This is a genomic window from Rhodococcus sp. C-2, assembly GCF_027854095.1.
Lineage (GTDB): Bacteria > Actinomycetota > Actinomycetes > Mycobacteriales > Mycobacteriaceae > Rhodococcus_F > Rhodococcus_F qingshengii.
Genome location: NZ_JAQGFI010000006.1, coordinates 374,586 through 394,092, shown reverse-complemented (window position 1 = coordinate 394,092; position 19,507 = coordinate 374,586). Strand labels below are relative to the sequence as shown.

17 protein-coding genes are annotated in these 19,507 nt (G+C 62.6%); 9 read left to right on the top strand and 8 right to left on the bottom strand.

What is annotated here, in order from left to right; translation table 11 throughout:
• Position 1 precedes the first annotated feature (1 nt).
• Positions 2-1,180 (bottom strand): acyl-CoA dehydrogenase family protein, encoded by a 1,179-nt coding sequence (locus PCS43_RS15750; RefSeq protein ID WP_047271188.1) that lies wholly within the window; start codon positions 1,178-1,180, stop codon positions 2-4.
• 187 nt (positions 1,181-1,367) lie between these two features.
• Between PCS43_RS15750 and PCS43_RS15745 the strand changes: the two genes are divergently transcribed.
• Entirely contained in the window at positions 1,368-3,089 is a 1,722-nt protein-coding gene (locus tag PCS43_RS15745) for an FUSC family protein (protein ID WP_064074069.1), read from the top strand.
• Here PCS43_RS15745 and PCS43_RS15740 read toward each other — a convergent pair.
• Complete coding sequence (locus PCS43_RS15740; RefSeq protein ID WP_030535346.1) at positions 3,065-4,027, bottom strand: sigma-70 family RNA polymerase sigma factor; 963 nt, start codon at positions 4,025-4,027, stop codon at positions 3,065-3,067. The two genes, PCS43_RS15745 and PCS43_RS15740, sit on opposite strands and share 25 nt — an antisense overlap.
• A 276-nt stretch (positions 4,028-4,303) precedes the next feature.
• Between PCS43_RS15740 and PCS43_RS15735 the strand changes: the two genes are divergently transcribed.
• The 6 genes from PCS43_RS15735 to PCS43_RS15710 are packed head-to-tail and all read left to right on the top strand — an operon-like array spanning position 4,304 to position 10,673.
• Positions 4,304-5,383 (top strand): ABC transporter substrate-binding protein, encoded by a 1,080-nt coding sequence (locus PCS43_RS15735; RefSeq protein ID WP_050654732.1) that lies wholly within the window; start codon positions 4,304-4,306, stop codon positions 5,381-5,383.
• A complete protein-coding gene (locus PCS43_RS15730) occupies positions 5,380-6,201 on the top strand; it encodes an ABC transporter ATP-binding protein (protein WP_003940477.1) in 822 nt (273 codons plus the stop codon). The genes PCS43_RS15735 and PCS43_RS15730 overlap by 4 nt, the downstream gene beginning before the upstream one ends.
• A complete protein-coding gene (locus PCS43_RS15725; protein WP_050654731.1) occupies positions 6,194-7,066 on the top strand; it encodes an ABC transporter permease in 873 nt (290 codons plus the stop codon). Before PCS43_RS15730 ends, PCS43_RS15725 begins: the two co-directional genes overlap by 8 nt.
• A 31-nt stretch (positions 7,067-7,097) precedes the next feature.
• Positions 7,098-8,444, top strand: coding sequence for an LLM class flavin-dependent oxidoreductase (locus tag PCS43_RS15720; protein WP_270923066.1), 1,347 nt, complete (start codon positions 7,098-7,100; stop codon positions 8,442-8,444).
• Positions 8,441-9,673, top strand: coding sequence for an MFS transporter (locus tag PCS43_RS15715; protein ID WP_042451237.1), 1,233 nt, complete (start codon positions 8,441-8,443; stop codon positions 9,671-9,673). Before PCS43_RS15720 ends, PCS43_RS15715 begins: the two co-directional genes overlap by 4 nt.
• A gap of 13 nt (positions 9,674-9,686) precedes the next feature.
• On the top strand, positions 9,687-10,673 hold the full coding sequence (locus PCS43_RS15710; RefSeq protein WP_063315901.1) for an LLM class F420-dependent oxidoreductase: 987 nt from the start codon (positions 9,687-9,689) through the stop codon (positions 10,671-10,673).
• 9 nt (positions 10,674-10,682) lie between these two features.
• Here the strand turns inward: PCS43_RS15710 and PCS43_RS15705 are convergent, their stop codons facing one another.
• The 5 genes from PCS43_RS15705 to PCS43_RS15685 form a co-directional block, all read right to left on the bottom strand.
• Positions 10,683-11,345, bottom strand: a complete 663-nt coding sequence (locus PCS43_RS15705) for a DUF3239 domain-containing protein (RefSeq protein WP_007733514.1) — start codon at positions 11,343-11,345, stop codon at positions 10,683-10,685.
• Between the two features lie 74 nt (positions 11,346-11,419).
• Positions 11,420-13,498 (bottom strand): peptidase, encoded by a 2,079-nt coding sequence (locus PCS43_RS15700; protein WP_209909659.1) that lies wholly within the window; start codon positions 13,496-13,498, stop codon positions 11,420-11,422.
• A gap of 102 nt (positions 13,499-13,600) precedes the next feature.
• Complete coding sequence (locus tag PCS43_RS15695; RefSeq protein ID WP_003940219.1) at positions 13,601-15,259, bottom strand: DNA repair helicase XPB; 1,659 nt, start codon at positions 15,257-15,259, stop codon at positions 13,601-13,603.
• A gap of 180 nt (positions 15,260-15,439) precedes the next feature.
• Positions 15,440-16,516: an alcohol dehydrogenase catalytic domain-containing protein gene (locus tag PCS43_RS15690; RefSeq protein ID WP_081558298.1), complete on the bottom strand. Its 1,077-nt coding sequence runs from the start codon at positions 16,514-16,516 to the stop codon at positions 15,440-15,442.
• Entirely contained in the window at positions 16,513-17,706 is a 1,194-nt protein-coding gene (locus PCS43_RS15685) for an LLM class flavin-dependent oxidoreductase (protein WP_064074070.1), read from the bottom strand. Before PCS43_RS15685 ends, PCS43_RS15690 begins: the two co-directional genes overlap by 4 nt.
• Positions 17,707-17,921: 215 nt before the next feature.
• On the opposite strand from PCS43_RS15685, the gene PCS43_RS15680 reads away from it, so the two are divergent.
• The gene (locus PCS43_RS15680; RefSeq protein WP_064073975.1) at positions 17,922-18,233 is read left to right on the top strand and encodes a hypothetical protein; all 312 of its coding nucleotides are present in this window, start codon (positions 17,922-17,924) and stop codon (positions 18,231-18,233) included.
• 54 nt (positions 18,234-18,287) lie between these two features.
• A complete protein-coding gene (locus PCS43_RS15675) occupies positions 18,288-18,938 on the top strand; it encodes a TetR/AcrR family transcriptional regulator (protein WP_003940633.1) in 651 nt (216 codons plus the stop codon).
• 424 nt (positions 18,939-19,362) lie between these two features.
• Here PCS43_RS15675 and PCS43_RS15670 read toward each other — a convergent pair whose 3' ends face one another.
• Complete coding sequence (locus PCS43_RS15670; protein ID WP_007733507.1) at positions 19,363-19,488, bottom strand: hypothetical protein; 126 nt, start codon at positions 19,486-19,488, stop codon at positions 19,363-19,365.
• Between the last annotated feature and the right edge of the window lie 19 nt (positions 19,489-19,507).

The following is a 19,507-nucleotide window of genomic DNA, read 5'->3' as shown; positions in this document are numbered from 1 at the left end:
CTCAGAGTGATCTCGCCACGAGGTCCTTCATGACTTCGTTCGATCCGGCGTAGATTCGCTGAATACGAGCGTCGGCATACATCTGAGCGATGGGATATTCGAGTATGTAGCCGTACCCGCCGTGTAGTTGCACGCAGCGGTCGATCACGGCGCACTGCTGATCGGTGAGCCAGTACTTGGCCATCGCGGCGGTAGTCGCATCGAGCTGCCCGGCAAGGTATTTGACGATGCAGTCGTCGATGAACGTTCGTGAGATACGAGCGATGGACGCGCACTCGGCAAGTTCGAAGCGCGTGTTCTGCAGATCGAAGAGCTTTTGCCCGAACATGTTTCGGGATTTGGTGTACTCGACGGTGAGGGCGACTGCACGCTCCATTGCCGCAGTGGCTGCAACTCCGCAGATCAATCGTTCGGGCAGTAGCTGCTGCATCAGCTGGGCAAACCCTGTGCCTTCGCGGTCCCCGAGCAGGTTTGTTGCAGGCACCCGCAAGCGGTCGAAGAACAGCTCGGTGGTGTCCTGGCCCTTCTGTCCGACCTTCTCGAGTATTCGCCCGCGCTCGAAACCCGGTGTGTTGTCATCGACCTCGGCCACGATGAGCGACACTCCACGCGCTCCGAGGCTGGGATCGGTCTTGGCGGCAATGATCACCAGATCACAATTGCGACCGTTGGAGATGAAGGTCTTTGCGCCGCTGATCAGATAGTCGTCACCGTCGCGGACGGCTCGGGTGGTGATGTTCTGCAAGTCGGATCCGGTGCCGGGCTCGGTCATGGCGATTGCGCCCACCCACTCGCCACTCACCAGCTTCGGTAGCCAGCGCAGTTTGTGCTCGTGATCGGCGTAGGCATTGAGGTAGTGCGGCACGATTCCCGAGTGCACGCCGAGTTGGAGTGAATGATCACCCGCCATGACCTGCTCGTGGAACAGCACGGCGTCGTGCGCGAAAGTTCCTCCTCCGCCGCCGTACTCGGTGGGGATCGACATGCCGGCGAGCCCGAGCGCCCCGAGTTCTCGATATGCGGATTTGTCGGGAAAACCTTGGGACGCGAAGCGTTTCTGATGCGGTGTGACGTGTTTGGCGAAGAAGTTCCTTGCCAGGTCGGCCACGGCCTCCAATTCGTCGTCCATCCACGGGGACCGTCGTTCTGCGGTCCGGGTTGCGGTAGATCCTTGCGTCATCGTGATTCTCCCGATCGATGAAGTGCGACCCGCGAGCGGATCCGACTCCACCTATCATCCACACTGTTGACATAGTGTCAATAAAGGGGTGGTCGAATCGACCTCCGGACCCGCCTCGAATTCCACGTCGGCCGCCCGCAAGAATGGGAGGACACAGACACGAACAGGCCGGCGCGAAGGATGGGCAGTGGACCCCGAAGAAACATCAGCGGGTCACGAGTCCAACCTCCCGGCTCCGCGGCCGGCGCGCAGCGTCCTGTTCGGATTGCCGCCGGTGGGAAACAGGTACCCCGGAGCGGTTCGCGTCGCCCTAGCCCTGGCGATTCCGGCGGCCATCGCCACACTGCTCGGATTCGGGTCTGCTTCGCTCCTGGTCGGCCTCGGTGCATTTGCATCGATCTACGGTGAGGGTCGTCCGTACCGGAGCAGGTGGAAGGCAGTCGGTATCGCTGCGACGGCGCTGACGATCCTGTCCTTCGTCGGGGCATCGGTGGGTGAGCCCGTCCACCGAGCCATCGCTGAGGGAGCGCCGACGGTGCTGCTGGTCTTTGTCGTGCTGATCATGGCCGTCGTGGTGTCGACCTGCGCCTTCACCGTCGACGCGCTTCGATTGGGTCCACCGGGCGCGTTCTTTCTGTTGCTCACCACCGAGATCAGTTCCGTGATCGCCACTCCCGGTCAGCCGCCGGTCGAGGTCGCGATGTGGACGGCAATCGGTGGGATCAGCGCGGTGGTCGTCTCGATGACGGGAATCCTGTGGGCACCGAGAGCTGTCGAACGCAGCGCTGTACAGGCAGCCGTCTCGGCCGTTGCGGAGTACACGGACGCTCAGGCGAGGTACGCCCCACCCGAACTCACGCGAGACAAACGCCACGCTGCAGCACTTCGGCTGCACGACGCGTGGCAGTGCCTTTACCGCGGCGCAATCGTCGGGAAAGACCACCCGTTGACCCGTGAACTCGAACGAGCGCAGATCTCGATGGCCAGAGCGATCTCCGACGACCACGATCCGGAGCTCATGGCGGACCCCGCGTTCGACGTCGACGAGGTCGGGGCCCACCCGCCTCTGCCCGACCCGACGATCCGATATCGGTTCCTCCGCGCCTGCAATCCGTCCAGCCGAGCGTCGGTGACGGCACTTCGGCTGTCCATTGCCTGTATGGCGGCGGGAACCCTCACCGTCCTGCTCGGCATCGATCGCCCGGACTGGGCGGTGATCGCCGCGGCGATGGTCCTTCATCAAGGACCGGATCGAATACTGGGCACCTATCGCGGAATCCACCGCATCGGCGGAACCGTCCTCGGGTTGATTCTGTTGGGTGCCATCTACTCCTGGAGTCCGACCGGTCTGTGGTTGGTGGCGGTACTTGCAGTCCTGATGGCGGGGATCGAGCTGTTCCTGGTGCGGAATTACGGGATAGCCGTCATCTTCATCACCGCCCTCGCGATTCTCCTCGGCGCGGCCGGTGGTGCGCACGGGACCGTCCGACATCTGATCCTCAGCCGCATGCTCGAGACGGCAATCGGCGTCGTCGTGGCGTTGGTGGTCCTGTGGACGGTGGGGCGCGGTGCGCATCGACGCACTCTGATCTGGGTCGACGAACGGGCGGGTAGCGTCCTGTTCAAGCTGCTGACCGAAATTCGCGCGAGGCACTATGCACCACAGGCGAATTGGTCGGAGCTTTCGGAGCTTCGTCGGGACCTGGACTTCGAACTGCGAGGTAGCGCGATGGCCGGGATCGACGCCGCCCACAACGAACCCGAGTGGGCGTCGCAGCAGTGGAGGACGCACACCGAATTGCATCATCTGGGATCGGATGTACTGCACCGACTGTGGTTCGGCACGCAGGTGTCCAGATCACACCTCGAGGAATGGGAGTCTCGCTACTTGCGTTCGGGTTCGGTGTGATCGAGCATCGGCACAGCGCTGAACTTGGCTGGATTCGCAATGTCGTAGGCTGCGCACACAACTCCGTCGCGGACAGTGAAGCCGGCAACGCGAGCGGCGAACTGCGGGTACTGGTCGTCCCCCGGTGAGCCGGCGAATACACCGCCGAGCTGTCCGTTGACGAGAACCGGTGACATCGAGAACACCGCTGCCGGTCCGTACTTGCGGGCCAATCCCAGATAGAACCGCGCGACACGATCGCTGCCGCGCACAATGTTGACAGCCGTGCGGGTAGTTCCGCCTGCGTCACCGATCAGGACGGCATCGGGATCGAGTGCACCTATCACGGCGTTCAGATCTCCACTCGCGATAGCCGTCACCAATCGCTCGACGGCAGCAGCATGCTCCTCGCTACTGACCGGGACCGGCGCCGACGCTGCGGCTTTACGGGCCCGCGAGGCCAACTGACGGGCAGTGGCTACTTCGATGTCGAGGATGCGCGCAACCTCGGCGAAGGGCACGTCGAAGCCGTCATGCAGGACGAAGGCAACGCGTTGAGCGGGAGTAAGGGTGTCCAGGACGACGAGGGCAGCAAAACGATTCTGTTCCTGCGTCACGACGTACTCCAGCGGATCGGGTGTCGCTGAGGGTGTGCCCGAGGTGGCGTCGACGGGCGTGACGATCGGCTCCGGAAGCCACTGTCCGACATAGCTTTCTCTTCTGACCGCGGCCGATTTGAGATGATCGAGGCAGATCCGACCGACAACAGTGGTGAGCCATCCGCGCAGCTCGCGGATCTCGAGGTCGCTTCCTTGTCTCGATTGTGCGACTTGCAAGCGTATCCATGCCTCCTGCACCGCATCCTGAGCGTCGCTGAAACTTCCGGTGAGACGGTAGGCCACCGACGTCAGGTGGCCACGGTGTTGCTCGAAGTCCTGCGCAGTCGTCGGCGAAAGCATGCCCTCATGATACGGACCTCACACATTAAATCCGGCATGAATGTAACCGTTGACCCAGGTAGTGGGTGCCGACGTATGGTTTCGGCACTGCTCACGGCTCGATCCTGTCTGCACATTCATTGGAGTCTCACGTGTTTCGGTCTTTCCCGCTCATGTCGCTCAACTGTTGTCGTTGAACTGACATTCCCACACCTGCCTGTGCCGAGCGCCGCACACGGCGCTCCGGACAGGTGTAGCCGAGAACTGAACCAATCATCTTCTACAGGAAGCAACTTCATGATTCGCCCTCGTTTCGCGCGCTCGGTAGCCGCGGTCGTCGCTCTTGTCACTCTGTCCAGTTTTGCCGTTGCCTGCTCGGGCTCCTCCGACGAAGTGGTCAAGACCGCCGACGGCAAGACCGTCCTGCGGTACGAGGGCAGCACCGGACAGGTCATCTACCCCGAACTGGCCGCTGACCTCGGCTACTTCAACGACGTGGAGCTCAACTGGATCGGCGATACGACCAGCGGCCCTCAGAGCATTCAGAACGCAGCGACCGGTCAAACCGAGTTCGGCGGAGCGTTCAACGGGGCGGTGGTGAAGTTGGCTTCCGCGGGTTCACCGATCACCTCGGTCATCGGGTACTACGGCTCGGACAAGGAGAGCTTCAACGGGTACTACGTACTCGACGACAGTCCGATCAAATCGGCGAAGGACCTGATCGGCAAGAAGGTCGGGATGAACACCCTCGGTGCGCACCACGAGTTCGTCGTCCGTGAATGGCTTGCGCGGCAGGGACTTACGCCGGACGAGATCAAGCAGGTTGAATTGATCGTCGTTCCGCCGGTCAACACGGAACAAGCGTTGCGGCAGGGACAGATCGACGTCGCCACCCTCGGCTCGGTCTTCCGTGACTCCGCGCTAGAACGTGGTGGCCTTCGTGAGCTGTTCACGGACGAATCGTTGTTCGGCTCGTTCACCTACGGCACGTTGGTGTTCCGTGACGACTACATCGCGCAGAACAAGGAGGCGGTCGCCGATTTCGTGCAGGGAACAGCGAGGGCCATCCGCTGGACGCAGACACACCCACGAGAAGAAGTGGTCGCGAAGCTGACGTCGATCATCAACAGCCGCGGACGCAACGAGGACACCAAGCTCATCAGCTACTGGAAGAGCCCGGGGGTCGCCGGTCCAGGCGGAACGATCACCGATGCCGAGATCAGCACGTGGATCGACTGGCTCACCCGTAACGGCGAACTCGAAGAAGGAAAGTTGAAGCCGTCGGACATCTACACGAACGAATTCAACCCGTACGCCAACGGAACGTATTCACCCGACAGCGGCGCTGACGGACAGGCACTGGAGGCAGCAAAATGAGCACAGAACCGAAACTACGGCTCGAGCACGTCACCAAACAGTTCGACATTCGTGGGACCGACGAAGTTTTCACCGCGGTCGAGGACATCAACATCGACGTGGCGCCGGGGGAGTTCCTGGTCCTCGTCGGGCCGAGTGGTTGCGGCAAGTCGACTCTGCTGGACCTCCTCGGAGGACTCAGTTCGCCCACTTCCGGTCGAATCCTTCTGGACGGCAAGCAGATCACGGGCCCAGGCTTGGATCGGGGAATCGTCTTCCAGCAATACGCGCTGCTTCCATGGCGAACTGCACGTCACAACATCGAGTTCGGACTCGAAGCGAAGGGCGTGAAGAAGAGCGAGCGACGCGAGCTCGCCGAGCATTACCTCGAACTGGTCGGTCTGCAAGGTTTCGCGGATCGCTATCCGCACGAGTTGTCCGGTGGAATGAAGCAGCGAGTCGCGATCGCCCGCAGCCTGGCATTCGACCCCGAAGTGTTGCTGATGGACGAACCATTTGCAGCGCTGGACGCACAGACGCGAGAGTCGCTGCAGGACGAGCTTCTGCGCATCTGGAAGGCCACCGGCAAGACGATCCTGTTCATCACCCACGGAATCGACGAGGCCATCTACCTCGGGCAACGTGTTGCAGTACTGACTTCGCGCCCGGGGCGCGTCAAGACGATCGTCGACATCGACATCGACCGGTCCGGCGACGACGTGCGATCAGGTGAGGAGTTCCGTGTGTTCCGGCACCGGATCTGGACGCTGCTGCACGGTGAAGTCGAGCGCGCTCGGGCCGGCGAACTCGATCCTGCCAAGGAGGTTGCACATGTCTAGCGCATTGGCGACGCCGGAGGTGGTCGCCACCCCGAAACCGTTGGCCGACAAAACACCTGACGTTGCGCAGCGGAGCCAGGCCGGCGGCAAGGCGGCGCGCTACATTGGTTCCACCGCCTGGCGGATTGCCAAGCCGTCGATTGCGATCGCGATCTTCCTCGGGATCTGGGAAGCGGCACCTCGGCTCGGGCTGGTGGACAAGGTCTTCCTCCCGCCCTTCACCGAAGTTGTGTCCGCATTCTTCACCCTCGCCGAGAACGGACAATTGCAAGAGCATGTTTCCGCCAGTCTGACGCGTGCGCTGACCGGCTTCTTCGTGGCCATCGCGATCGCGATTCCGTTGGGAATTGCGATCGCCTGGTACCGCCCGGTCTCCGACTTCCTCAACCCGATTCTCGAATTGTTCCGCAACACAGCAGCCTTGGCGCTGCTTCCCGTCTTCGTGCTGATTCTCGGAATCGGTGAGGAATCGAAGATCGCCCTTGTGATCTACGCCTGCACCTTCCCGATCCTGCTCAACACCATTTCGGGTGTGCGCACGGTCGATCCGCTGCTGATCAAGTCCGCTGCCTCGCTGGGGTTCTCCTCGATTCGGCTGTTTCAGAAGGTGGTTCTGCCCGCCGCTGTTCCCACGATCTTCACGGGTATCCGCATGGCAGCCGCGTCGTCGATTCTCGTGCTGATCGCCGCCGAAATGGTCGGGGCCAAAGCCGGTCTCGGGTATCTGATCACCGCTTCACAACTCAACTTCCAGATCCCGAACATGTACGCGGGCATCGTCGCGATCTCGTTGTTGGGTCTGACAATCAACGCGATTCTGGTCCTGATCGAACGTCGGCTCTCGCGCTGGCGCGTCACCACCTGACCACACATTCACGGAAAGATTCTGCGAACTCATGTCCGAACGACAATTTCATCTGAACGCCTTCCTGATGGGCGTCGGCCATCATGAGGCGGCGTGGCGCCACCCACGCACAAACGCGGCCAACCTCCTGGACGTCAAGCACTTCCAGGAATTGGGGAGAATCGCCGAGCGTGGAAAGCTGGACTCGGTGTTCTTCGCCGACGGTCTAGCAGTCGGCCCGCGGGTCAAGTACAACACCCAGGCGATCTTCGAACCCGTCACCTTGCTGTCGGCGATCGCTGCGGCCACCGACAAGGTGGGACTGATTGCAACCGCGTCGACCAGTTACAGCGATCCGTACACTCTCGCAAGGAAGTTCGCTTCCCTCGATCACATCAGTGGTGGACGAGGCGGGTGGAACATCGTGACGTCGGCCGGCGCCGACGAGGCCGCGAACTTCGGCCTCGATGCGGTACCGACGCACAGCGGTCGTTACGAGCGCGCCGAGGAGTTTCTCGACGTGACGCTCGGACTCTGGGACAGCTGGGAAGAGGGGGCAGTTGTCCTGGACGAAGAGACCGGAATCTTCGCCGATCCTGATCGTGTCCATCGCATCGACCATGACGGTCAACGATTCACGGTGGCTGGCCCGCTCAATTCGCCGAGGTCTCCACAGGGACGTCCGTTGCTCGTGCAAGCCGGTTCCTCCGAGAGCGGTAAGGACTTCGCGGCGAAGTATGCCGAGGCCGTGTTCACCGCTCAACGAACACTCGAGCAGGGGCAGGATTTCTACACCGACCTCAAAGCGCGGCTGATCAAGTACGGGCGTAGTCCCGACGAGATCAAGGTGCTGCCAGGCATCGTTCCCTTCATCGCGGATACGGAAGAAGAAGCCAAGGCACTGGAGCAGTCGTTCACGGATCTCATCTCACCTGAGTACTCGCTGCGCCAACTCTCGAACATGGTGGGCGTCGACCTCACCGAGCATTCGCTGGATGCCCCGTTGCCCCCGTTGCCGGACATCGATCGCATCCAAGGAAACAAGAGTCGATACCAGCTCGTCAAAGACCTTGCGGAGAGCGAAAACCTCACCGTCCGTGAACTGATCGGCAAACTCGGCGGTGGCCGTGGGCATCGGACATTTGCCGGGACACTGGAGCAGGTCGCGGACGAGTTGACCGAATGGTTCGACAAGGGCGCCGCGGACGGCTTCAACATCATGCCGCCCTATCTGCCCGGAGGGCTCGAGGTGTTCGTCGACCGGGTCGTGCCGATTCTGCAGGCGCGTGGGCTCTTCCGGACCGAATACACGGAATCCACCCTGCGGGGTCACTACGGCCTCGATCGTCCGGCGAATCGGTTCTCGCGGGCCGCTGACGCGGCAGAAGTGAGCGCGTGACGGAAACACTGCCCAAGGAACAGCCGGCGATTGCCGGTCTCAAGCCACTGGTCACAACGGTTTTCGTACCGGCGGCCATCTTCGGGATCGGTCAGGGTGCGGCTGCCCCCATCATGGCCGTCACCGCGCGCGACCTGGGTGCCTCGGTTGCCGTCGCCGGCCTGATCGTTGCACTCGGTGGTTTGGGCGCCGTACTCGGTGACCTCCCCGCCGGCAGGATCGTGTCGCGTTTCGGTGAGCGCAGGTCGATCATCGGCGGAAGTTCCTTGGGTGCAACAGGAGTGGTGATCTGTCTCCTTGCACAGACTCCGTGGATGCTCGGTATCGGCGCACTGTTGACCGGATTGGCGAATGCGGTGTGGGGCCTTGCGCGGCAGAGCTACCTCGCCGAGACCGTGCCACTCGGTCTACGGGCCCGAGCAATGTCGTCGTTCGCTGCGATGTGGCGGTTGGGTTTCTTCCTGGGACCGCTCATCGGGGCCGGCGTGATTCTCCTGGTGGGAGCGCGCGGAGGATTCCTTGTCCAGTTGGTGGGCGTCGTGCTCGCCGGGGCGCTGATGGCCCGCGTTCCCGACCCGCCACGAAAGGTGCAGGCAGGCAACAGCGATCACGGACACGTCACGCTCCCGGAGATCCTTCGCCGTCATCGTGCCGCTCTGTCGACGCTCGGGACAGGCTCCCTTCTGATGGGCGCCGCCCGCGCTTCGCGTGAGGCCGTTCTTCCATTGTGGGCATTGCACCTCGGATTGGATGCAGCCCAGGTGAGTGTGATCTTCGGTATCGGTGCGGCCGTGGACCTGCTGTGCTCGTACCCGGCCGGACACATCATGGACCGATACGGCCGCAGGCTGGTCGCGGTGCCTTCGCTGACGGTGATCGGTGTGTCGTACCTACTGTTGCCGTTCTCGACGGGTGCAGTGGGATTGACCGTGGTCGCTGTCGTGATGGGGATCGGCAACGGGCTGGGCAACGGCGTGATCATGACCCTCGGTGCCGATATCGCCCCGCCCGAAGAACGCGCCGAGTTCCTCGCTGCATGGCGATTGACTCACGACACCGGCATGTTCGGTGGGCCGCTCGCGATCGGTCTACTTGCCGCGGTGCTCCCACTCGGGTGGGCATTCGCCGCTCTGGGCGCGACGTCGTTCGCCGGCGCGGCGATGATGTTCCGCTTCATTCCGGTCTACTCTCCGCGGGTGTCACCCCGGTCGCGCGTCGGGAAACTGTAGGTAGGCTCGCTACATGCGATTCGGACTGTTCGTACCTCAAGGCTGGCGTCTGGACCTGGTCGGCATCGACCCCGCGAAGCAGTGGGAGGTGATGCGAGACTTCACGCTGCGCGCGGAGGCAGGGCCGTGGGAGTCGGTGTGGGTCTACGACCACTTCCACACCGTTCCCCAGCCGACGGAAGAAGCGACTCACGAGGCGTGGACGTTGATGGCCGCACTCGGTGCGTCGACCTCGCGTATCCGACTGGGCCAGATGTGTACCGCCATGAGTTACCGAAACCCGGCGTACCTCGCCAAGGTCGCCGCGACCACCGATCTCATCACGGGTGGACGCGTCGAGATGGGCATCGGCGGCGGTTGGTACGAGCAGGAGTGGCGTGCGTACGGCTACGGTTTCCCCTCTGCCGGTGAGCGTCTGGGCCGCCTCGACGAAGGAATCCAGATCATGCAGCAGGCGTGGTCGACCGGCAGCTCGACGCTCGACGGCAAGTACTACCAGGTCGACGGAGCGCTGTGCCGTCCACTTCCGTTGCAAGAGGGCGGAATTCCCATCTGGGTTGCCGGTGGCGGCGAGAAGGTCACACTCAAGATCGCGGCCAAGTACGCGCAGTACACGAACTTCGACGGCACCCCGGCCGGCTTCGCGCACAAGTCCGAAATCCTGAAGAAGCACTGCGACACCGTCGGTAGCGATTTCGACGCCATCGTCCGTTCGGCCAACTACAACGTGGCCATCGGCGCGACGGAATCCGAGGTGGCTCAGCGGTTGGAGACACTGAAGGCCCGACTGACGCCGTTGGTCGGCGAAGCTGCCGCCGATGCGTCGCTCGATGCGTTCCGCGGAATGCCTGCCGTGGGTACGCCCGAGCAGATCATCGAGAACCTGTCGGCGCTCGCGGCGCAGGGACTCGAGTACGGAATCTTCTACTTCCCCGAGGCCGCGTACGACACGTCGGGAATCGAGATGTTCGAGAAGGAAGTGCTGCCCGCGCTCGCGTAACCGTTGGGGCTAGCGCAGCGAGTCAGGAAGATCGGCCGGGTTGATCAGAACCCGGCGATCGGGGTGGGTGCGAACTTCTTCGGAATCGGGAATCCGGCTCTGCAGGAAGTTCCACTCGCTCGCACTGACAGCAGCGATCGCGCGTGCCAGCACTGCCGAGTCCTTGGTCCCCCACTCGATCGGCATGGGACTGACCATCTGCCACGTGTCAGCCTTGCTGCGGGTGGAACGATCCGAACGCAGTGCGACCGACGGAATGCGGTCGCCGACTCGCCACTTCGGATTGAGTCGAACGTTGCGGCTGACGAGCGCGTACTGCGGTGCTCCGGCCGCAGGCTTCGCGATGTCGATCAATGCCGTCAAGGTCGCCGCTCGAGGGTGAACCTCGGTGACGATCGCGGGAACCAGTGGGTTGTCCGCATACAGAGATTCGACGCTTCCCACCTTGCGAGGTGCCCACACGGCAACCCACAGGGAACTGGCCGCACCGATGGCGAGGACTGCGCCGATGATGATGGACCACACCTCGCCCATGCTGATCAACCAGGCCCCGACCGCGGCGAGGACGATCGCGAAGATCACCGCAGAAATCTGCAGGCGGCGTACATCGGCCAGTGTGTCGTTGACCGACTTGGCATGAGCCTTGTCGACGGTGAACTGGAAGTCAGCCACGAAAAATTCCTTCGGGTGGTGCCGGACGATCTAGGACCGGCCCCCGATCGCCCGGGGACCGTCCACCAGCGTAGCTAGTTTCGCGCGCGCTCCCACATCTGCAGGTAAGCCTCGGCGCCGCGGCTCATGTCCTCGATGATGGTGTCGCCGTCGGCTCCCGCAGCGATGCGCATGTCCGCGATCCAGTCGGGAATCATCCCGTACTGCGCCACGCCGTCGGTGTTCACGTCGAAAACCCGGGTGCCGGCGCGCTGCTGGTCCATGACCGTGCCGTCGAAGGCGGTGTACGGATATTGCAGCGGATTTTCTGCGGCGTCGCCGCGCGGTGCGGCCTGCGGCCCGAAGCCGTTGGTGTCGGCGCCGTAGCCGAAACCGAAGTAGTAGTTCTCGCTTCGCATCGCCCGTGCGTCCCGCCACTGGTCGATGAACCCACGCTCTTCGGGCTTTTCGTCCGATGCGTCGAGTTGTCCGGCGTACAGGGCGACAAATCCGCCGAGTGCGTAGATCCGCTTGTACAGGCTCGGGTCGCTCCAGCTGTGACTGGAAACGACGCCGGAGTAGTTCGCAGCTTCGAGAATATCGAGAGCCGCTTCGGCGGTCTTGACGCTCATGTGATCGATGTCCACGATCATCCCTCGGTCCATCAAACCTCGGATCGTGTACGCGCCGAGGTCGGTCAGGCCGTGCGAATTGCATTGCGGACCAGAGAGGTACACCGGAAGCGTCACTCCGGGTGGGAGTACCGCGAGAAGATTCTGTGCGCCGTCGACCTTGGTGGGCAGCACATTGTCCTCGGCAACGCCGGTGCATGGTTCCGACTGCCAGAACTCCCCGGTGCCCAGGTAGTTGCCGATGTTGACGGCCACTCCGGTGACGCCGCCGTCGAAACGGGCACCGCCGAGGGCGTTGTCGAACTTGTGCGTGACGATCATCTGCCGGACACCGAGGTCGTACAACTCGTCCAGGCCGCGGTCGATGTCGTCCTCGGTGCACTGCGAAATACCGTTGCGCACAGAGCAACCGAAGGGTTCGGACACCTCCACCCCGAGGGTGACGGCCAGCTTTCCGTCGGCGGCCACCTGCCTGGCCTGTTCAGGGGAGCTCACGATGCGGAACCAACCCCGGCCGGGACCGCCGTACTGGGCGTCGATGTAGTCCTGGAGTTCGCGTGTCTGCTGCGCCTGGATCCGGACGGTCTCCATCTCGTCACAGGGATTTCGTTTACTCGGATACAGCTCGCACAGGACACGGTTGGCGACAAAGAGGTTGGTGAAGATTCGCAGACCGCCACGCCAGGCCCGCTCGACCCACTTGTAGTACGTCTGCTCGTGTGTCAGTGAATCGTGCGCCGGCCAGTCGGTGAAACTCGGCCAGCCGGTGGTGTCGTGAGTTTCGAAGGGATTGCCGTACGACAGAACGTTTTCGAGGAGCGCCGGTATCCCGTCGGGTTGATGGTCCGGGCAGTCGACGAGCGCTGCGGTGACGCCCTGAGGATCGAAAGGTCGGCCGCAGTGCAGGTTTCCGCCCATGAACTCGGAAGCATTCATGTGCACGTGTGTGTCGATGAATCCGGTGACTTCACCGTTCGGTCCGATTTCTCCCGGAACGCCGTTTGCGCCCACCTCCGCTTCGGGGAAGTCGGCGCAGCCGTCGCGCGGGATCAGCGTGAACGCAGATTCGGGAACGTCACCGGGATCGGACATCGTGAGCATCAAATCTCGCGAGATCAGTTGTCGGCCGTTCGAGGTCGCTGTCAGAACGAAGGACTCGCCAGTGGACATCACGGTCCAGTCGGTGGACGGAGTTGCTTCGGAAGTGGCGAGCACCGAGTCTGCGCCGTCGTGCGAGAGCATCGACCCGTCCGGGCCGTACAGCATGAATCGACCCAACTGGGCCGCATGTAGTCTGAACGGTTCGGCGTCTGCGGCTTTCGTTACGTCGGTGAGGTACGCCGACCCGTCACGACGGACGAAATCACCAGACTCGGTGCGCAGCGCGAAGCAACCGTTCGCAAGTGCGTACACCGAGTTCTGCGCAGTAGGAGCAGGACTCGGAGCGGCCGCACTGACGCCGGTCGTGGCGACGACGACGGCGGCAGTCAGCAGCGAAATGGTCCCGGCGAGCCGACCCCGTAGACGTGGAACTGAGCGCATGGTGCAGGTGACCCCCGGCCGATGGACACGACTGTGACAGGAGACACTCTACAGATAACTGGACGTATGTCCATTTATTTCTGCAACGTGTTGCAGAAATGCTCAGCCGATTGCAGGTCCGAGCAGGTCATCGGCGTCGGTGATCCGGTAGGCGTAGCCCTGTTCGGCGAGGAATCGCTGACGATGTGCCGCATACTCCGCATCGAGAGTGTCGCGCGAGACCACCGAATAGAAGTGAGCCTGACCGCCGTCGTGCTTGGGTCGCAACAGTCGTCCGAGGCGCTGAGCCTCTTCCTGTCTCGACCCGAAGGTTCCCGAAACCTGCACGGCGACAGACGCCTCCGGAAGGTCGATCGAGAAGTTCGCGACCTTGCTCACCACCAGCGTCTGGATCTCACCGTTACGGAACTGATCGAACAGGATCTCACGTTCCTTGTTCTTGGTGGATCCCTTGATCACCGGCGCGTTCAGGGCTTCGCCGAGTTCGTCGAGCTGATCGAGATACGCACCGATCACCAAGGTTGGTGAATCCGGGTGCTTGGCCAGAATCGACTTCACGACAGCAATTTTGGTGTGCGCCGTCGAGCACAGTTTGTAGCGCTCCTCCGGTTCGGCGACGGCATAGGACATGCGCTCGGCGTCCGTCATCGTCACTCGCACCTCGACGCAGTCGGCCGGCGCGATCCAGCCCTGCGCTTCGATGTCCTTCCACGGAGCGTCGTAGCGCTTGGGGCCGATGAGCGAGAAGACGTCGCCTTCGCGGCCGTCCTCGCGAACCAGCGTTGCGGTCAGGCCGAGACGGCGGCGCGACTGCAGATCTGCCGTCATCCGGAAGACGGGCGCGGGCAACAGGTGGACCTCGTCGTAGATCACCAGTCCCCAGTCGCGGGAGTCGAAAAGTTCGAGGTGCTTGTACTCGCCCTTCGTGCGACGTGTGATCACCTGGTAGGTCGCGATCGTGACCGGCCGAATCTCCTTGCGCTCGCCGGAGTATTCGCCGATTTCTTCCTCGGTCAACGATGTACGCGCGATCAACTCACGCTTCCACTGACGACCGGCAACGGTATTGGTGACGAGGATGAGGGTGGTGGCCTTGGCCTTTGCCATCGCCGCGGCGCCCACCATCGTCTTGCCGGCGCCACACGGCAGCACGACGACGCCCGAGCCGCCGGCCCAGAACGAATCCGCTGCCATCTGCTGGTAGTCGCGCAGTTCCCAGTGGCCCTCTTCGAAAGCGAGATCGATCGGGTGCGCTTCGCCGTCCACATAGCCGGCGAGGTCCTCGGCCGGCCAGCCCACCTTGAGCAGCATCTGCTTGAGGCGGCCGCGTTCGCTCGGGTGGACGATCACGGTGTCGTCGTCGACCTTCTCACCGAGCATCGGCGAGATCTTCTTGTGTCGCATCACCTCGGTGAGGACTGCGCGGTCGAGGCTGACCAGGATGAGGCCGTGCACCGGGCTCTTGACCAGCTGTAAGCGTCCGTACCTGGCCATCGTGTCGACGATGTCGACCAGCAGCGGTTGTGGAACCGCGAATCGTGAGTACGACACGAGCGCGTCGACAACCTGCTCGGCGTCGTGTCCGGCGGCGCGGGCATTCCACAAGGCCAGGGGAGTGATGCGATAGGTGTGGACGTGTTCGGGGGCCCGTTCAAGTTCCGCGAAGGGGGCGATTGCCTGCCTGGCATCGCCGGCGCGCTCGTGGTCGACCTCCAACAGCAGCGTCTTGTCGGATTGGACGATCAACGGTCCGTCGGTCACGGAATCCTCCTAGTGAAGCAAACGCGGCAGCCACAGAGCGTTGCGCCGCGTTGTCGGCTGACGCCAACCCTGCCATTGTCCTGGTATCGGGGCGCAGACGCCAACAGGCGACGCTCGCACAGCCCGAAGTAGAGGTGCCCGAGTGCGAGCACCCCTACGTCAACAGGGCAGGATCGACCGCTATTCCGGGAGGCCCGCGGGTAGCACGAGGATCTTCACGTGTTCGTCGGGTGCGCGCAGAGCTGCGAAAGCGTCCGAGACTCCATCCAGGCCGACCCTGCCGGTGATGATCGCTTCGGCGTCGATCTCGCCGTCGGCGAGCCTCTGCAGGGTGATGTCGTAGGCATTCTCGTAAGGACCGTGACCGAAATTGATCGAGATCCTCCGGAACTGCCCGACGACGGGAATGATCGTCTCGTCGCCGAACGGCGCAGCCAGAACCTGAATCCGCGAGTTGAACGGCAGAGTGTGCATCAGTTCTCCGATGACTCCCGCCCGACCGCTGCATTCGTAGGCGATCAGAACTCCGTTCGCGGCCTGGCCGACAAGCTGGTTGCCTTCGGCGATCATTCGATTCCACAGTTCGATCGGATCCTGCTCGGCCGGATCGACGACGATGTCCGCGCCCATCTTCGCGGCGAGCTCGCGTCGTTTGGGGGAGGGCTCCGACGCGATGACGATCTGCGCTCCGCGCGCTTTCGCGGCGACGATGGCGCCCAGTCCGATCGTTCCGCAACCGATGACGAGCGCCGAATCGGCCGAGGTGAGGCCGGACTGTTGGAGATGCATCTCGCCGACGTGGAGAGGTTCGGCAAGTGTGGCGTGCTCGAGTGACAGGTGGTCGGGAACTTTGCGGACCCAGAACGCGTCGACGACTATGTGATCGCCGAACGCGCCGTGGTACTCGTTCGAGTAGCCGATGATCGTCGGGATCCCGGTAGCGGTGTCGGTGGCCAAGCCGATGCCGGCCACCCGATCGCCGATCGCGAAATCGTCTACTGCAGAACCGGTCTCGGAGACGAGACCCGCGTATTCGTGCCCCAGCACCACTGGCGCGTCCGGATCGAAGGTGGCGAGCGGGTAGCCCCCGTCGTGCGCGACCTCGACGAATCGGCACGGGTCCTTCGACATGCTCAGGTCGCTGCCGCAGATCCCGCAGGCGACGACGTCGATGCGGATCTGATGGGGTGCCAACGGCGGCGGGTCGGCGATCTCGGTGACCGCGAATTCTCCCTGCTGGAAACGGACGGCCCTCATGCGCGCACGGCTCCCGTCTCGGCCGGCCGGCCGTAGTAGTCGGTATGGGCTTTGGTGATCGCTCCGACCAGCCCGCCGATCAGGTATTCGCGGTTGTCCTCGGCGAACTGCATGCTCGCCTGACGCCCGACATTTCGCTTCCGGAAGTGCGGGACCACCTCGGAGGCGAACAATTCGTAGCTGCGTTTGGTGTCCTCCCAGCTCGCCATGTCGACGTGAAGGATCAAGAACGTGCCGAACCCTCCCGTCTTCTCGATCAGACGCTCGATCTGTGCGATCGCATCTTCGGGGGTACCGATGATCGCCTGACCGAACTCGCCGAGCGTGTCGTTGCGCCACTGATCGATGACTCCGGCCGGTGTATCTGCCCAGGCCGGGTTCTGGCCGGTCTGTCGATTCACGTAGGAAGCCATCGATCCGATCCGTCGGCTCACGGCGCGCTCGGCCTCCGCTCGGGTCTCGGCGATGAACATCGGATTGACCACACGCCACGTCGCTCGGTCGGCGCGGTGGCCGTGTTCGGCCGAGACCTTCTCGTACACATCCCAGTTGCGATCCAGTGCGTCGAAGCCGCTGGGTGAACTCGCGGCCAATGAGAGCAGGGAGAGGCCGTTCTTGCCTGCGAGCACCGAACCGTTGGGGGAAATCGTGGACGCTGTCACTGTCTCGATGCCGTCCGCGCGGTAGGTGGGCAGCTGTGCGCGTGCGTCACGCAACGTGAACCAGTCGGTTTCCATGTTGACGACCTCGCCGCGAAGCAACGCGAGAATGGCCTCGAGCGCTTCGCCCTGGCGACGACGCTGGTCCGACGGGTTGATGCCCATCATGTGCGCATCGAGGGGGATCTTGCCCGGGCCGGTGCCGAAGATGAGTCGTCCGCGCGTCTGCAGATCGAGCTGAGTGATGCGGTCGGCCGTGATCAACGGGTGGTGATAGGGCAGAGACGTCACGCCTGTGCCGAACTGGATGCGCTCGGTTCGCTCTGCGGCGGCCGCGATGAACATGTCCGGGGCAGGCACGATCTCGGCGCCGGTCGAATGATGCTCACCCATCCATGCTTCTTCGAATCCGAGGTGGTCCAGGTGTGTCATGAGGTCGATATCGCGTCTGAGTTGCAGGGCGGGATCGGCGTCGAGCGGATGGTACGGGGCGAGGAAGGCTCCGAAGCGGATGGACGATGCGGACCACACGATGACAACTCCTGTCGACAGGGGAGTGATTTGGATCACTCGCTCTGATCGAGATGTCTAACATGGATCAACTGATCCAATAAGTTGAGCCTCCCGCACAGTGGGAGATTTGTAATCACCTGTAGTTCAACGTTATCTGGTGCAATGACGTCGGATATCGTTGTTGCGAGTCGATCGACTGAACCAAGTACTTTCCGAAGGAGTATTGAAGAGGTATGCAACTGGACGTCACAATCACCCCCGACTCCTCGACCGTCGAACTGAACAGTGTCGACGACTTCACCAGTCTCTCGGTCGTCGTTGGCGGCGACGATCGATCCGAGACTCTGAGTCGGGTACTGGAACCGTGGGGGGAACTCGAGGGGGATCACGTCTGGCTCGACATCGGCCACTTGGAGCAAGCCGTCGCTGCCCGGATCGGAAACACCGAGTGGAGACAGAAGTTCTCCGCGATGGTGGTCTACGCACGCGCCCACGGCTGGGTGGATCGCGACAACAGGGTGCGAGCACACCGTGAATCACTCTGACTCCGCGTTCGCCACGGTTGAGACGTTTGTCGAGCCCGTGCGAAGCTCGTTCGTATGACCGACTCCCGGCAGAACCGTCAAGGCGACGCGACGCGTCTGCGTTTGCTCAAAACTGCTGAAAGGCTTTTCGCGACAGAGGGATTGGATGCAGTTTCGCTGCGCTCGGTCAACGCCGCGGCCGGTCTCGGGCCGTCATCGGTCCACTACCATTTCGGAACCAAGGACGATCTGGTCGCAGCGGTGCTGTTGGACATGGGAACGTCGGTGCGAGATCAGATCAGCGCGAACGTCGACGCCCTCTCCGCCGACAAGACGCCGCCGACGGTGGAGGCGCTGGTACGGGCCGTCACTGCGCCCTACAAGGCATTGCTCCTTCGCCATCGCACGCGGGGAATGCGATGGATCAGAATCGTCACGCAGATCTCGCAGCCGCAGATGTCACGACCGGGCCATCCAGCCCTCGAGGCGACCGAGCTGCACCTGCGTGAACATCTTCTCGACCAGGTCCGTCGTACTTTTCCTGCTACCGATCCCGAACGGCTCGAGACTCGCTGGGCGATTGCCTTGATGGGCTTCCTCCAGGCGTTGAGCCGGGCGGACGATTGGAGCGGAAGTGGCAAGCCGCTCGCGCCGGAGCGGCTTGCCGACTTCTACGAGGACCAGGTCGTCTTTCTGGTGGGTGGTGTGCGGCAGTTATTGGGGTGAGCGCCTAATCGATGCGTCTCCTATTTCTGCGCGACCACTGACTTCCGCATTTCCATTACATGAGTAATAGCTTCGGAAATTCCGGACCGGTAACCGATATTCTTTTCGGAATCACCCGGAGTGGAATCAAGCTCCGATTCGAGTCTCGTTTGAATGCGGTCCAGGGTATGGATTGTTCTTTTCACGATGGTTGATTCTCTTTCTGCGGTAAATCCGATAGAAGTATTCCGGATTGCCGAGCGTGTTCGTCGAGGACGCAGAGTGAAGCGAGGGTCATGCCCGCTGCGTACCCGCGCGAGCGTGCGTCAGTTCCTCGATTACGTGACTTGAACAGGTTGAACGTTTCGTGCAGGTGCACGAGGGTGTCGGTGGAGGCAGGCATTGGTCAGCTTCGCAATCAGCTCGTCTTCTCTGGACTTTGCTGTCAGCTCCGCTTCCGCTTACGGATGAACTCGGAAGACTCCGCAGTTTTCGCCCGCTTCTCCGCGCGGCGTTCCTTGATCGACTGGGCGGGTTTCTTCATGTTCTTACCCGGCGCCTTGTCAGCCATTGTCGCTCCTCATTTTTCG

What these genes read in the sequence shown, in the direction of transcription:
- PCS43_RS15740 (WP_030535346.1), bottom strand. Translation starts at nt 4,027, where the DNA reads ATGCTTTCGCCGACGACTGCGCAGGACTTCGAGCAACACCGTGGCCAC.
- PCS43_RS15680 (WP_064073975.1), top strand. Translation starts at nt 17,922, where the DNA reads ATGCAACTGGACGTCACAATCACCCCCGACTCCTCGACCGTCGAACTG.
- PCS43_RS15735 (WP_050654732.1), top strand. Translation starts at nt 4,304, where the DNA reads ATGATTCGCCCTCGTTTCGCGCGCTCGGTAGCCGCGGTCGTCGCTCTT.
- PCS43_RS15710 (WP_063315901.1), top strand. Translation starts at nt 9,687, where the DNA reads ATGCGATTCGGACTGTTCGTACCTCAAGGCTGGCGTCTGGACCTGGTC.
- PCS43_RS15690 (WP_081558298.1), bottom strand. Translation starts at nt 16,516, where the DNA reads ATGAGGGCCGTCCGTTTCCAGCAGGGAGAATTCGCGGTCACCGAGATC.
- PCS43_RS15700 (WP_209909659.1), bottom strand. Translation starts at nt 13,498, where the DNA reads ATGCGCTCAGTTCCACGTCTACGGGGTCGGCTCGCCGGGACCATTTCG.
- PCS43_RS15725 (WP_050654731.1), top strand. Translation starts at nt 6,194, where the DNA reads ATGTCTAGCGCATTGGCGACGCCGGAGGTGGTCGCCACCCCGAAACCG.
- PCS43_RS15675 (WP_003940633.1), top strand. Translation starts at nt 18,288, where the DNA reads ATGACCGACTCCCGGCAGAACCGTCAAGGCGACGCGACGCGTCTGCGT.
- PCS43_RS15750 (WP_047271188.1), bottom strand. Translation starts at nt 1,180, where the DNA reads ATGACGCAAGGATCTACCGCAACCCGGACCGCAGAACGACGGTCCCCG.
- PCS43_RS15670 (WP_007733507.1), bottom strand. Translation starts at nt 19,488, where the DNA reads ATGGCTGACAAGGCGCCGGGTAAGAACATGAAGAAACCCGCCCAGTCG.
- PCS43_RS15730 (WP_003940477.1), top strand. Translation starts at nt 5,380, where the DNA reads ATGAGCACAGAACCGAAACTACGGCTCGAGCACGTCACCAAACAGTTC.
- PCS43_RS15720 (WP_270923066.1), top strand. Translation starts at nt 7,098, where the DNA reads ATGTCCGAACGACAATTTCATCTGAACGCCTTCCTGATGGGCGTCGGC.